The 13,273-nt window shown below is 45.7% G+C and carries 13 protein-coding genes and 1 tRNA gene; 4 read left to right on the top strand and 10 right to left on the bottom strand.

Annotated elements, in window-relative coordinates:
- Positions 1 to 10 precede the first annotated feature (10 nt).
- The 6 genes from nqrE to ACWAU0_RS20440 all read right to left on the bottom strand — a co-directional run bounded on the left by nqrE (position 11) and on the right by ACWAU0_RS20440 (position 5,612).
- Positions 11 to 619 carry an NADH:ubiquinone reductase (Na(+)-transporting) subunit E gene (nqrE, locus tag ACWAU0_RS20415; RefSeq protein ID WP_101052580.1) on the bottom strand — a complete coding sequence of 203 codons (609 nt, stop codon included), beginning with the start codon at positions 617 to 619 and terminating at the stop codon, positions 11 to 13.
- Positions 619 to 1,287, bottom strand: a complete 669-nt coding sequence (locus tag ACWAU0_RS20420; protein ID WP_020481963.1) for an NADH:ubiquinone reductase (Na(+)-transporting) subunit D — start codon at positions 1,285 to 1,287, stop codon at positions 619 to 621. Before ACWAU0_RS20420 ends, nqrE begins: the two co-directional genes overlap by 1 nt.
- 8 nt (positions 1,288 to 1,295) lie before the next feature.
- Positions 1,296 to 2,159 (bottom strand): Na(+)-translocating NADH-quinone reductase subunit C, encoded by an 864-nt coding sequence (locus ACWAU0_RS20425; protein WP_033159350.1) that lies wholly within the window; start codon positions 2,157 to 2,159, stop codon positions 1,296 to 1,298.
- Positions 2,152 to 3,351, bottom strand: a complete 1,200-nt coding sequence (locus ACWAU0_RS20430; RefSeq protein ID WP_319961502.1) for an NADH:ubiquinone reductase (Na(+)-transporting) subunit B — start codon at positions 3,349 to 3,351, stop codon at positions 2,152 to 2,154. Before ACWAU0_RS20430 ends, ACWAU0_RS20425 begins: the two co-directional genes overlap by 8 nt.
- Positions 3,351 to 4,697 (bottom strand): Na(+)-translocating NADH-quinone reductase subunit A, encoded by a 1,347-nt coding sequence (locus tag ACWAU0_RS20435; protein ID WP_458137740.1) that lies wholly within the window; start codon positions 4,695 to 4,697, stop codon positions 3,351 to 3,353. Before ACWAU0_RS20435 ends, ACWAU0_RS20430 begins: the two co-directional genes overlap by 1 nt.
- A 186-nt stretch (positions 4,698 to 4,883) precedes the next feature.
- Positions 4,884 to 5,612 (bottom strand): metallophosphoesterase, encoded by a 729-nt coding sequence (locus ACWAU0_RS20440; protein ID WP_458137741.1) that lies wholly within the window; start codon positions 5,610 to 5,612, stop codon positions 4,884 to 4,886.
- A gap of 102 nt (positions 5,613 to 5,714) precedes the next feature.
- On the opposite strand from ACWAU0_RS20440, the gene ispG reads away from it, so the two are divergent.
- Positions 5,715 to 6,935 carry a flavodoxin-dependent (E)-4-hydroxy-3-methylbut-2-enyl-diphosphate synthase gene (gene ispG, locus ACWAU0_RS20445; RefSeq protein ID WP_319961503.1) on the top strand — a complete coding sequence of 407 codons (1,221 nt, stop codon included), beginning with the start codon at positions 5,715 to 5,717 and terminating at the stop codon, positions 6,933 to 6,935.
- 328 nt (positions 6,936 to 7,263) lie between these two features.
- Here ispG and ACWAU0_RS20450 read toward each other — a convergent pair whose 3' ends face one another.
- From ACWAU0_RS20450 to ACWAU0_RS20460, 3 genes are all read right to left on the bottom strand, one after another.
- A complete protein-coding gene (locus tag ACWAU0_RS20450) occupies positions 7,264 to 8,436 on the bottom strand; it encodes an NnrS family protein (RefSeq protein ID WP_458137742.1) in 1,173 nt (390 codons plus the stop codon).
- Positions 8,429 to 9,244, bottom strand: a complete 816-nt coding sequence (locus ACWAU0_RS20455) for a ferritin-like domain-containing protein (protein WP_458137743.1) — start codon at positions 9,242 to 9,244, stop codon at positions 8,429 to 8,431. Before ACWAU0_RS20455 ends, ACWAU0_RS20450 begins: the two co-directional genes overlap by 8 nt.
- Before the next feature lie 102 nt (positions 9,245 to 9,346).
- On the bottom strand, positions 9,347 to 9,736 hold the full coding sequence (locus tag ACWAU0_RS20460) for a lipocalin-like domain-containing protein (protein WP_033159357.1): 390 nt from the start codon (positions 9,734 to 9,736) through the stop codon (positions 9,347 to 9,349).
- A gap of 197 nt (positions 9,737 to 9,933) precedes the next feature.
- Between ACWAU0_RS20460 and ACWAU0_RS20465 the strand changes: the two genes are divergently transcribed.
- From ACWAU0_RS20465 to ACWAU0_RS20475, 3 genes are all read left to right on the top strand, one after another.
- On the top strand, positions 9,934 to 10,644 hold the full coding sequence (locus ACWAU0_RS20465) for a DUF6901 family protein (protein ID WP_033159358.1): 711 nt from the start codon (positions 9,934 to 9,936) through the stop codon (positions 10,642 to 10,644).
- A gap of 249 nt (positions 10,645 to 10,893) precedes the next feature.
- A tRNA-Leu gene (locus ACWAU0_RS20470) sits at positions 10,894 to 10,980 on the top strand.
- 108 nt (positions 10,981 to 11,088) lie between these two features.
- Positions 11,089 to 12,645, top strand: coding sequence for a DUF6538 domain-containing protein (locus ACWAU0_RS20475; protein WP_458137744.1), 1,557 nt, complete (start codon positions 11,089 to 11,091; stop codon positions 12,643 to 12,645).
- A gap of 10 nt (positions 12,646 to 12,655) precedes the next feature.
- Here the strand turns inward: ACWAU0_RS20475 and ACWAU0_RS20480 are convergent, their stop codons facing one another.
- Positions 12,656 to 13,171 (bottom strand): hypothetical protein, encoded by a 516-nt coding sequence (locus ACWAU0_RS20480; RefSeq protein WP_458137745.1) that lies wholly within the window; start codon positions 13,169 to 13,171, stop codon positions 12,656 to 12,658.
- Between the last annotated feature and the right edge of the window lie 102 nt (positions 13,172 to 13,273).

Here is a 13,273-nt window from a genome sequence, read left to right on the forward strand (position 1 = left end):
TACGATACCCTTATAATTGAATTCCAGAGAAAGCCATGAAGCCCAGAGACATCAAGCCAGCGGTAATAAAAGTGATGCCCAGACCTTGTAATGCAGCAGGAATATCGCTGTATTTCAATTTCTCACGCACACCGGCCATCACGGTAATCGCCAAAGCCCAGCCGAAACCACTGCCTATACCGTATACCACGCTTTCACCAAAATTGTAGTCACGTTCGATCATGAACAAGCTGCCAGCCAAGATCGCACAGTTCACTGTAATCAACGGCAGGAAAATACCCAAGGCTTGATACAGAGCCGGAAAGAATTTATCCAAAATCATTTCCAGAATCTGCACAATCGCAGCGATCATACCGATGCAGCTCAACAAGCTTAAAAAACTTAAATCCACGCCAGTAATGCCTATCCAAGATAATGCATCTTCTTTCAACAAAGTTTGGTAAATGAAGTTATTGGCAGGCACTGTTAGGGTTTGCACCACCATAACGGCAATACCCAAACCCATGGCCGTGGAGATCTTCTTGGACACCGCCAAGAAGGTACACATACCCAGGAAGAATGACAGCGCCAGGTTTTCAATGAAAACCGCTTTAACAAACAGACTGATATAGGCTTCCATTAGTGATGTCCCCCTTCACCGTGAGCAATCGACATGATTTTGAACTCGTTGTGTTCCACCTGTTTGGGTTTCCAGGTACGGAAACCCCAAATGATCAAGCCGATAATGAAAAACGCGCTGGGCGGCAGTAGCATCATACCGTTAGGCACATACCAACCACCATCTTTGACCAAAGGCAGCACATCGAAACCAAGCAGTTTGCCTGAACCCAAAGTTTCTCTGAACAGCGCCACGATGACCAGAATCAAACTGTAACCTAAGCCGTTACCGATACCGTCAACAAAGCTTTGCAGCGGCGGATTTTTCATCGCATAGGCTTCAGCACGCCCCATGACGATACAGTTGGTAATAATCAAACCAACGAATACCGACAGCTTTTTGCTGACATCAAAGGCAAAGGCTTTAAGCAACTGATCGACCACAATAACCAGCGAAGCAATGATGATCATCTGCACGATAATCCGAATGCTGCTCGGTATATGCTCGCGCACCGCACTAATCGCTGCGCTTGAACAGGCAGTAACCGAGGTCAAGGCCAATGCCATGATCAATGAGGTAGACATTTGCGACGTTACCGCCAGCGCCGAACACACACCAAGCACCTGCAGGGTGATTGGGTTGTTATCGACCAACGGTTCGAATAATACTTTTTTAGTTTCTTTATCCATGATAAGTCCTAACCGTTTTTTCTAATTTTGTTTAGATAGGTGGCAAAACCTTCGGTACCCATCCAGTATTGGATCAAATTACTGACGCCACGACTGGTTAGGGTTGCGCCGGCCAAACCATCCACTTTGTAAACAGAATCCGGGCGACTGGAATCGACACCACCTTTCACTAAAGTCAAAGCCACTTCGCCTTTATCGGAATAGACTTTTTTGCCTTTCCACAACGCGCGCCAGTTAGGATTGACTACCTCACCACCCAGGCCAGGGGTTTCACCTTGGTCGTACAGGTTGATACTCTGTACCGTTTGCGCATCAGCTTCCAAGGCTAAAAAGCCGTACATCGTAGACCACAAACCGTAACCGTTGATAGGCAGAATAATGGATTGCAACTGGTCGCCGTTTTTAACCAAAAACACTTTGGTGTATTTGGCTTTTTGACGGATGCTGGCAATATCTTTCTCGACCGGAATCAACTCGTTCTGCGCAGGGTCTTTAGCAGCCTTGCGTTGGTCGTATTCGTCGACATTGATATTGTCTACGTAATCACCCGTTTTCAGGTCGACAATCTTGCTTTCGATTCTTTCCGCAAAGGCTTTATCTATATCAGTACCCTCTTCCAACAAACCAGCCACATCAAGAATGTTTTTCTTCATGTCCAGGGCTTTGTTGTAGCCTTGCAAAGGCCGTAAAGCGACTGTAGCGATAGATACCAATACGGCGCACACCAAACATAAGGCCAAAGCCACGTTGACGGTTTTTTCCAGGCTGTCGTTACTTAAAGCCAGGATTCTGTCGGCGTAAACTCTGAACTGTTCGTAGTACTTGCAGAGCTGCTCGTTGTACTTACAGGTTTTTTTCTCGGCATTAAGCATGGCGTTTGATCCTTCTTCTAATATTTGCTTGAACAACAAAGTAATCAATCAATGGTGCAAACATGTTTGAGAAAAGAATTGCAAGCATCACACCTTCCGGGAAAGCCGGGTTAATAACCCGAATGATGATAATCATCACGCCGATCATGCAGCCGTAAATCCAGCGACCGGTGTCGGTCACAGCGGCAGAAACAGGATCAGTTGCCATAAACACCGTACCGAAAGCAAAACCACCGACTACCATATGCCAGTACCAAGGCATCGCAAACATTGGGTTGGTTGTGCTGCCAACGATATTCAATAAAGTGGACATAGCGATCATACCGATCAACACACCAGCCATAATGCGATAAGAAGCAACGCGAGTGTATAACAAGAATGCTGCGCCCAACATACAAGCTAATGTGGATGTTTCACCCATCGAGCCGGGAATGAATCCCAAAAACGCTTGGATCCAACTGAAACTCTCTTTAATCGCCTCCACGCCACCAGCCGATGCCAACGATAAAGCCGTCGCGCCACTGTAACCGTCCACCGCAACCCATACCGCATCGCCGGAAATTGAAGCCGGATACGCAAAAAACAGGAACGCACGACCTGTCAAAGCGGGATTAAGGAAATTTTTACCGGTACCACCGAAAACTTCTTTACCCAACACGATACCGAACGAGATACCTAAAGCCACTTGCCACAAGGGGATATCAGGCGGCAAGATTAAGGTATACAGCATTGACGATACCAAGAAACCTTCGTTGACTTCATGCTTGCGTACGGTTGCAAACAACACTTCCCAAACGCCACCTACCGCTAAGGTAGTGATGTAAACAGGGAAGAAATACAACATGCCGTGCACCAGACAGGAAATCGGGTTGTACGGGTTGTAGCCGAATAGCGCCATTGGAATGCTGCGCCAGTTGTTGATCGACTCGACACCCATACCCTTCATGGCTAAGTTGGCTTGATAACCCGTGTTGTACCAAGCCATCAAAACACAAAACGCCGTGGCGATTACCACAAACGTCATTGTGCGTTTCAGATCGTTACCGTCACGTACATGGGTTTTTCCGCGCGTTACATCGGATGGCGTGTAAATAAAAGTATCCACCATCTCGTAGAGACCGTAATACTTTTCAAACTTGCCGCCCTTTGTAAAATGCGGCTCTATGCTATCTAAAATATCTCTAGCCGACATTATCCTTCCTTCTCGATTTTAGTTAAATTAGCTCTGAGCACAGGCGCGAAGTCATGCTTGCCTGGATCGACAAAGGTGAACAAAGACACGTCTTCTTCACTCAGTTCCAGGCAGCCAAGAGACTGTGCAGTGTCGGTATCGCCGACTACAATGGCTTTCAATAAAGGTGTAGACAAAATATCCAAAGGCATAACTGTCTCGTACACTCCCACCGGCACAATGGCGCGATTGCTACCATTTTTGTCAGTGGTTAACGGGAACAGGCGATTATCTTTGCGATCTTTGCTCGACACGTACACATTCATAGCCGAGTATTTGTCTTTGCCGGGAACGATCCAACCGAAAAGCTCACGTTCACGACCTTCTTTAATAGCAGAAACTTGCAAACTGTAAGCACTCAAAAATGCCACAGATCCGGCAGCCTCGTGGCCATACAAAACAGAGCCCGAAATTACGCGGTTTTCAACATCTTGCAATTCGCCGGCAACCAAATCGTCCAGATTGGCGCCCACACGTGTGCGTACCAATCTTGGGTTTTTAACCGTTGGACCAGCCAAAGAAACGATGCGTTCTACATTCAGCTTACCTGTAGTAAACAATGCGCCAATAGCAATCACCGCCTGGTAATCAATATGCCATACGAATTTATGGATATTGACCGGATCGATAAAATGAATATGGGTGCTTGGCAAGCCGGCAGGATGCGGCCCGGAAAACTCCGCTACCTGAACGGCTTGATTCGCTACCAAATCAGTGCCAGTCGCTTTGCAAAGATAGGTTTTACCGGATGTCAACTTAGAAACTACAGTCAAGCCATTAGCAAAATCGGCAGCACGTTCCTTGATAATGACAGCAGGATCTGCCGCCAGCGGACGAGTATCTATCGCTGTGACAAAAATTGAACTAGGCGTTGTATCGACAGCAGGGATTTTGCCGTAAGGACGTGTCAGGAACGCAGTCCACAATCCTGATGCCAGCAAATTTTCCTTAACCTGTTCTTGAGTCAAATTGCCTAACTCAGCTTCGCCGTATTTGGCGAAAGACTCTTGCTGATTTCCTTGCAATTCAATGACCACAGACAACAGCGCACGCTTGTCGCCACGGTTAATAGCTTTAACCACACCCGCACCGGGTGAGGTAAAGTTGACGCCAGGATTTTTTTTGTCAGAAAAAAGGGCCTGTCCTAATTTGACCTTATCTCCTTCGGCAACCATCATTTTCGGCTTCAGATCGATGTAATCGGCACCCAATAAGGCGACCGATTTGATGCTGTTACCATCGCTAATCTTTTGTTCGGGTCCGCCTGTTATAGGCAAATCCAAACCTTTCTTTATATTAAATTGCATAGTTAATACGCCTGCTCCCCAGACTAGTTGCAGCAAAAAGCCCATTGCGAAACACCGATCCCAAAGGGCACTTCAAGACAAAACATGTTCATTACATCACAAGTTATCGGCTTTCTCAACGGAAAATCCCAAGGCTTGTAGCCCTTTAAGCCGAGCGATAGCGCCCTGCATAAGTGGAAATACCGCTCAAATATCAACCACTTTATCGATATCAAAACCACTCACATACTTGCGCCCGACATACCCCCGGGTATTGCTTAAGATACGGGCATCCGCTATCCGGTAATCACCCAAATTGTGCACATGACCGTGAAACCAGGCTGCTATTTCATATTCGTGAAATAAAGGCTTCAAGTCATTACAATAAGCCAGCTTTTTAAGTACGTTGGGTGAATCGATCCAACTCCATTCGGTGGGCGCATGATGAGTGACCACTATGGTCCTGCCGGCAAAGGGCGTGGCAAGTTGTTGTTCTAACCAGAATTTAGATTCCCGATGTAGTTCGGTAAAGTGTTTGGGCTCGAAAGTTTGGCCTGCAAATGACACCTTGCGAAAGTCATTCAAGGTATTTCCCAGCACTTCGGCCTTTTCGGCGCCCTCGATAAACAAATTCGTCCACAAGGTGCAACCCAAAAAGCGCACACCCTGGAAGATAAACTGATCTTTTTCCAGGAACTGAATTTGACTGCCCGCACATTCCCTACGCAACATATCGATAGTCTGTTGATATTCGTAACCATAAAACTCATGGTTACCCGCCACATAAACCACAGGCTTGCCGATAGACCTCAACCATTCGACACCTTGTTTGAATATGCCGATATCGCCTGCCGCCACGACCAAATCGGCATCGGTTTCCGGCAGACTCTGCTCGCCAAATTCCAGATGCACATCAGAAAAGTAATTTATCCGCACAATTTGCTCTTTCGTCCTGTTACTAAGGAGGTATAATTTATATCCTAAGTGAATTACTTGGTATTTTTTAGATAACTTTCAGTTTTTGCAGACCACACTTCTATGTCGATTAGCTCCAGAAAACACACCCAACAGGTTTTGGTAGGAAACGTAAAAGTCGGCGGCGACGCTCCGATTGTAGTTCAATCCATGACTAATACCGACACAGCTGATGTTGCAGGAAGCGTTCAACAGATCATGGAATTAGCAACAGCCGGCTCGGAAATGGTCCGCGTCACGGTCGACCGTGAAGAAGCTGCGCAAGCCGTACCGGAAATCGTCAACCGACTGGCACAAAAAGGCTTTTCGGTGCCCATTATCGGCGACTTCCATTTTAACGGCCACAAGTTACTGGAAAAATATCCGGATTGCGCTCAAGCACTTTCCAAATACCGTATCAACCCCGGCAATGTCGGCAAAGGCAAAGCGCGGGACCCACAATTTCAGCAGATGATAGAGTTTGCGATTCAATACAACAAACCCGTGCGGATTGGCGTCAACGGTGGCAGTCTTGATCAAGCCGTGTTAACCCGCTTGCTTGACGAGAACAGACAATTAGCGCAACCCAAAGAATTACCCCTGATCACCCGGGAAGCCATCATACTCTCCGCCCTGGAAAGCGCGGCTAGAGCCCAGGAAATCGGGCTAGGCAAAGACAAAATCATCCTATCCTGCAAAATTAGCGATGTTCAGGAGTTGATCAGCATTTACCAAGACCTGTCCAGCCGTTGTGATTACGCCTTGCACTTAGGCCTTACCGAAGCTGGCATGGGCTCCAAAGGCATCGTCGCATCAGCAGCAGCGCTCGGCGTACTGATGCAACAAGGCATAGGCGACACCATTCGGGTATCCCTAACACCCGAACCCGGCGCAGCGCGCACCAAAGAAGTCATTGTGGCCCAGGAAATTCTGCAAACCATGAATTTTCGCTCCTTCACACCCATGGTAGTGGCCTGCCCCGGTTGCGGACGCACCACCAGCGATTATTTCCAACGTCTGGCGCAAGACATTCAAGGCTATTTACGCGACCAAATGCCTATTTGGAAAGATAAATACAAAGGCGTGGAAGATATGAAAGTCGCGGTGATGGGCTGCGTCGTCAACGGCCCCGGCGAAAGCAAAAATGCCAACATCGGCATCAGTCTGCCCGGAACCGGCGAGTCACCTGTTGCGCCGGTTTTTGAAGACGGTTTCAAAACCGTCACCCTAAAAGGCGAACATATCGCTGAAGAGTTCCAAGCTATAGTCGAGCGTTATATCGAATCGCATTACAGCGCGCAGTAAAAACGTTTCGACACAAAAAAAGGCGGCTGAAAGCCGCCTTTTTTACAACCCTATCAAAGCCCGCTATCACTGACCAAGATCATTACTCCTGCCAGGAACAGACTCGCTTACACCCTTGACGCCGTTGACCAAAGTCAATCCGTCCGACTCATGTTCACATCAAACCTGTCGCGCAATTTGCTTCCATTCACTCTCATTTCATTGACCAGATCGCGCAGTAAACCGATATAGCAACCCTAACACTGTCGCTCCAACAAATTCAATGTATAAAAAATACGGCACGCTTGGACGAGACCATCCGCCATCGCCACTGTTTTTATGAACTACGCTACCCCGGCTGCCCATCCAACCTGGGCGACATCAAAATTGGCGAATAATAAAATGCGAACAAGGAAAACGCCGCCAACCAGCAATAGGTGGACACCATCACCAAACCGCCATACCAGTTTGGCAACAAAGCCGGAAATAACACCCGAAACAACGCGGCCAGATTTATCAGCACAAAGGCCAGCGCCATCACATTCGAGGCTTTTAGCGCCCTGCCGGTATGGCCCAACGCAACGCGGGCCATCATGCCCAAAGTCAAAATACCGATGCCGCCCACAGTAAAGGCGTGTAAAGCCAAAGACTGCGGAACCACAGCAAAAGCAGAGAGGGATACCAAGCCAAATCCAAGGATCAACCAACCATAGCCGATGTACAAAACCCAAAGCAGGGGCACAAACCAAATCCGCGGGTTGTACCAAGCCGCCACTCGCACAATATTAATCACAATCGCCGCTACCGCAGCACCAGCCAACAATGCGCCGGATATATTCAGCATCAATAATGCAAACACCGCCAAACTCACCGCAACAGCGGCTATATCCAATGCCGGATTGCGAATACAAATAACCCCAGATAGCCCCCGTTCGGTAAAAAACGGAAATACCCGGCCAGCGATGACCAAAATCATCGCAACGATAACGGTAACCACCAGGATCAGCCCTAGCGAGGCACTAGCGGCCATACCCAAAACTTGGGCGTGAATCAAACCATTGCCCAAGGCCAATAACAGCAATAAGGCGATAAAAATCAGATTTTGATAGTTGCCAGTTTTTAGAATTGGCTTACCCACAAAATACGCCAACACCGGTAAAAATACGAAATCGACGGTGCCTATCAACAAATCGGGCAATAGTTCGGAATAAAAAGGCAATACCCGGCCATAAATCCATAAAAAACACAGCGACGCCAGTTGATCGGGAGTCACTGTTTGTAAGCCAGTCCAGTTTCTAACTGCTGTTAGTAAAAAACCGGCAATCACCGCTGTGGTGTAGCCAAGCAACATTTCATGAGCATGCCACGTGCTGCCGGTGAAGTAATTATCGATATGCAGCGAACCGTTGGACATTGAGTTCCATACTGCAATCAAAGCCAGAGCTGATAATCCCGCCAGCGCGAAAAAGGCCCTAAAGCCCATCGCAAACAGTGGATAATCAAAAACCGGTTTGTTATTCATGCAAACGCTCCTCCAGCCAATCGATTTCGTTATTCGAGAAGCCGGCAATTATACGCACTTCTCGGTTAAAGGGTCCCTTGGGCTTGCCTTTGAAATAATTCAGTATCAGGTCTTTAAAGCAGTGTTCAGGTTCCATACCGCGCTGTCTGGCCAGATTATTGAACCAGTAAGAACCGCGCTCGACATGCCCGACTTCGTCGTCGTAAATCCGCTGCAAGATAGCCAGACCGGGCTGATCGTCAATAGCGACTAATTTATCCATCATACCCGGCGTCACATCTAATCCGCGCGCCTCCATGCAACGCGGCACTATCGCCAAACGCGCCAAAATGTCATCCGAAGTCTCTTCGGCATGCGACCAAAGCCCGCGATGTGCGGGCAAATCGCCGTAATCGAATCCTAAACCAAGCAAATGAGTGCGAATCAACTCGAAATGCTGCGCCTCTTCGTCGGCGATGATCAGCCAATCCCGATAAAAATCGTCCGGCAAGCCGGGAAATCGGTAAATGATGTCCCAAGCCAAATAAATTGCCACGAACTCGATATGCGCGAGTGCATGAAAAAAAGCCGCTTTACCCTCGTTGGAATCCAGACGACGTTTAGGCATTTCTCGCGGCATCAACAATTTCGGCCGGCTTGGAAATACGGTGTTGCATATCGGCAAGACCGCCCGGTCTGTTTGCAGGGACAATAAGCCGTTATCCAACAACTGCCTGGCTTGATGAGTTAAAACAAGCTTTTGCTCAATGTCGCCATTGAATAAACAATGCTCCGCAAAATCGGATAGGCTTTGGGGCTGCTCTGCCAAAATCGAAGTTCCTGTTTTCTCGCTACCGATGAGTCCATCCCATCCGACAACCACGTAAATAGGTCAAACTAAGCACGACAATATCAGAAGTGCCCGGCGTTTTTATTTTTTAGACATAAAGAAATAAACGGTTTGGCACTTCAAAACCATATTGTTGCCGGATTTTTCGATTGCCTCGCAGGTTTCCATCTTCGAGCGACCCGGCGCCGCCTGTTTGACAATCTTGCCGCCTTCGACGGCGTAATTCAGCACAGCCCGCATTTGGTCAAGTCTGGCATGCGAATCGTTTTCATGGGTCATGCCTTCGATAGTGCCATCGTCTTTAAACGTCCAGGTGGTATTAGAGCTTCGGGCCTTGCTGCCATCACTGGTGTTGGATTCTTTGTCGATTTGCCATGTACCCAAAACATCGGCTTTGGTCAGCTGAACTTCCGCTGTGGCGTGAAAAGATAAAAACAATAAAGCAACAGCGGAGAGTTTAATAAATTGCATGGTAAAGCCTTTTTGAGATTATGTTTTTAGAGCCGTCGATTGTAACACGGAGCCGGAGGCAGCCTCCTTTACTTGAATACCGCAGCTATACTCAAGCCAAACTAGTCAGACGACGCCCCTACAATCGGCCAATAACGCGGCTTAGCCAGGTTAAAATCCATCCAAGAAAACGCACATCACAAGTTTGCTGAATTTATATGTCCGAAGACATCCTACATTTTACCTACCGCTTAAGCGCAGAAGATTACGACAGCGCCGATTTCCTAATCGAAGTTGATAAACAAAGCATGACCCTTATTTCTGCCGCCCCCCCTCCCTATCCTCTATGGACGGAACTCACGTATCAACAATGCCGCAATTGCCCGTTAAAACCGGAGCAGGTTCCGCATTGTCCTGTCGCGATTAATTTGGTGTCACTGTTAAATTTATGTGGGCACCTAGTGTCCCACAAGCAAATGGCTGTAGAAGTCATTACCGATAGAAGAACCATACGCGCCGAAACCACTGCTCAACATATCGCCAGTTCGATTCTAGGCTTAATTATGGCCACCAGCCCGTGTCCGCATACTGAATTTTTAAAGCCAATGGCACGTTTTCACTTACCCTTGGCCGATCAAACTGAAACGATTTACCGAGTAACCACGATGTTCCTATTGGCACAGTATTTTCGGCAAAAAGACCACCTACCCTATTCCCTGGAACTGGATGAACTGCTCGCGCTATATCAAAACTTACAAGTTATCAACCTCCATTTAAGCCAACGGTTAAAAACTGCGATTAGCGAAGATGCGGCGGTAAACGGCGTGATTTTACTGGATTTATTGTCAAAGTCGGTTTCTTGGTCAATCGAAGACGGTCTTGAGGAAATTCATCATTTATTCGATGGATACCGCAAATTAGCTCAATAGTCTGCCGACAAAAACTTTCTTGCACAAACTATCGCTCGCCAATGGAAGCAGCCAAATAGACCAAGCCACCCTAATACCCAAGCCACTGCCTCAGAACGACTGCATCACCTGGCGACAACAACCAATCCTTCAGGAGTGCCGACGTTAAGCTGCTCAGCGATGTGTATAATCATGATGTGTATAATCATAAGGTTGACACATCCCATCCATACACTTATAATAACCAAATTACTTACCTAGATAAGTAATGCCGAGGTGGTGAAATTGGTAGACGCGCTAGCTTCAGGTGCTAGTAGGGGTAACTCTGTGGAGGTTCAAGTCCTCTCCTCGGCACCATAACTTATTGATTTTCCTCATATTTTTCATGAGGAGAGTATTCTTCTTCCTTGTTACACAACTTGCCACACATTTTGCTACACAAGATGTGCTGATGAGGAGAGGAAAATGCTCGAAAAATCCCCGCACAAATATCTCTGCCAGCGAAAGGACATCCTGTACTATCGCCGCAGAATCCCCTCCCTTCTAAAATCTCACTTCAATAGACCTGAGTTCATCGTTTCGCTAAGGACTTCAAATATTAGCGATGCAAAAAAACTTTGTTCTGGATATGATCGATACTTTGACGATCTGATAACAAACGAAATCCTCAGAAATATGAGTTCCAGACGCCCTCCTAACGCGATAGACTTCACCGTTAAACAAACAGTCGCTCCTGATGGTACCGTCACCAATGAAGTCGAGATAAAACCTGAAGACATAAAAGCATGTTTAGATTCAGGAATGTCCCCTGAAGAATCCGCCGCATACTTCCGCGAATTATCCAGAATCAATAACGAACTGCACTCATCTAAACCACTACAAGATCCTGCCGAGAACAAGACCGCTCAATCAACGGCGAAATCAAACGAAACAAGAACGAAAAAGGGAAATCCAGCAGCGAATTCCGCGAAACATAGTTTGAGCGAAATTATTGAACGCTACTATGACGATTTGAAAATCGTTAAGTACGGAGAAGATTGGAAGCCTTCGAACAAACACACTACATTTTTTCGACGTCTAATTGAAATCACTGGCGATAAAGCAATCAGTGAAATCACAAGAGATGATGCAAAACAGGTACTAAAGCAATTGAAGCTACTACCTGCAAATACAGCAAAGTATCGAGGAATGACAGTCGATAAAATAATTTCCCTAAACATTGATGAAGAGAAGTTCACTACGAAGACCATCAATGATCATATGGAGATGTATAGCAGATTGTTTAAATGGATAGTATCTGAATACAAAGAATATACGGACAATCCATTTGTTGAATTACGAGTACAAGCCAACAAGAAAATAAAGCAGAATCAACGTAGACAGAGCTTTACCAGTCAAGATCTAGTAAGAATTTTCTCTACAGAGCTTTATACCAACGGTCAATATGATTCAGTTTACAAGTTTTGGACACCATTGATCGCATTGTACACTGGCGCAAGAAATGCAGAAATAGCAGCACTTTACAAAGAAGATATAAAACAAATTGACAATAACTGGGTATTTGATTTTAACGAAAATACAAAAGACAAGCGGTTAAAATCAGCGAACAGTTTCCGGAAGACACCCATTCACCCCCATCTTATAGAAATTGGATTCATAGACTTTGTAGAATCCTGCAACGATAATCATAGACTATTTCAAGAATTATCCAATTGGACAACTAAGGATGGATACTCAAGACCAATCGGAGATTGGTTTAATCGAGAATACTTGGTAAAACTAGGTATATACATTAAAACCAAAAAAGTGTTCTACTCCTTCAGGCACACAATGACGTCCGCATTGGATAGAGCCGGCGTAATGGATTATATAACTGAACAAATATGCGGAAGAGAAGCAGGAAATAACACTCTTGGAAGAGAAAATTATGCCGATGACGTTAGTGTTGCAAGATTATTAACAGAAATAATTAAGGTGGACTTTCGTAATGAACTTAGCAATGTTCGCTGGATACCAAAATAATATAAATGATCTACAAATAAAGCCTTCTAATAGAGTCAATCACCATATCATTCATAGTTCCTAAATGACTATTTCGAACTATTTTCATTTGGTTGTTTATATCAATGGCAATAGCAGAAAAGGCATCATTACTACCCAGCAATTTATCAGGGAATATTGCTGACGCTAATGATGATTTAACACCATCATAGAACATATGCTGAATGGCAAGTTGATTGATTTTATCAATGTTATCTTCTGATAACTCAATCATTACCGGATAATAACCAGACAATCTCGCCATTGTAATGTTTTTATCATTCCATTGGTCAATGATATAGATATGTTGACATCTATTGTCTTCTGCAAACTGAACCAGAATATTCAATCCACCGATGAATGAACGTTCACCATCATAAGTAAAGTCAAAATCATGATCCTGCCCAAGCTGAAAATATCCTGGTGGATAATGTCTAACAGTTGCATTGCTGAATGTTGTGTGGATGATTTCTTGATGGTTATGGGAGAATAGAATAAGATTGGTCACAAAATCATAAAATTATAAAGTTTAGAGATGTATTTATATAACTATGATAGGCTGTGAACAATTAATAAAAGACATTTAAGTTCAAAGATTGGCACCTCAAAT

It is taken from the genome of Methylomonas sp. Uni0009, from assembly GCF_054188105.3.

Excerpts from the sequence above, each read along its gene's own strand:
- ACWAU0_RS20475 (WP_458137744.1), top strand. The coding sequence starts at position 11,089 with ATGCTCGAAAAATCCCCGCACAAATATCTCTGCCAGCGAAAGGACATC.
- nqrE (WP_101052580.1), bottom strand. The coding sequence starts at position 619 with ATGGAAGCCTATATCAGTCTGTTTGTTAAAGCGGTTTTCATTGAAAAC.
- ACWAU0_RS20460 (WP_033159357.1), bottom strand. The coding sequence starts at position 9,736 with ATGCAATTTATTAAACTCTCCGCTGTTGCTTTATTGTTTTTATCTTTT.
- ACWAU0_RS20450 (WP_458137742.1), bottom strand. The coding sequence starts at position 8,436 with ATGAATAACAAACCGGTTTTTGATTATCCACTGTTTGCGATGGGCTTT.
- ACWAU0_RS20425 (WP_033159350.1), bottom strand. The coding sequence starts at position 2,159 with ATGCTTAATGCCGAGAAAAAAACCTGTAAGTACAACGAGCAGCTCTGC.
- ACWAU0_RS20435 (WP_458137740.1), bottom strand. The coding sequence starts at position 4,697 with ATGCAATTTAATATAAAGAAAGGTTTGGATTTGCCTATAACAGGCGGA.
- ACWAU0_RS20465 (WP_033159358.1), top strand. The coding sequence starts at position 9,934 with ATGTCCGAAGACATCCTACATTTTACCTACCGCTTAAGCGCAGAAGAT.
- ispG (WP_319961503.1), top strand. The coding sequence starts at position 5,715 with ATGTCGATTAGCTCCAGAAAACACACCCAACAGGTTTTGGTAGGAAAC.
- ACWAU0_RS20430 (WP_319961502.1), bottom strand. The coding sequence starts at position 3,351 with ATGTCGGCTAGAGATATTTTAGATAGCATAGAGCCGCATTTTACAAAG.
- ACWAU0_RS20420 (WP_020481963.1), bottom strand. The coding sequence starts at position 1,287 with ATGGATAAAGAAACTAAAAAAGTATTATTCGAACCGTTGGTCGATAAC.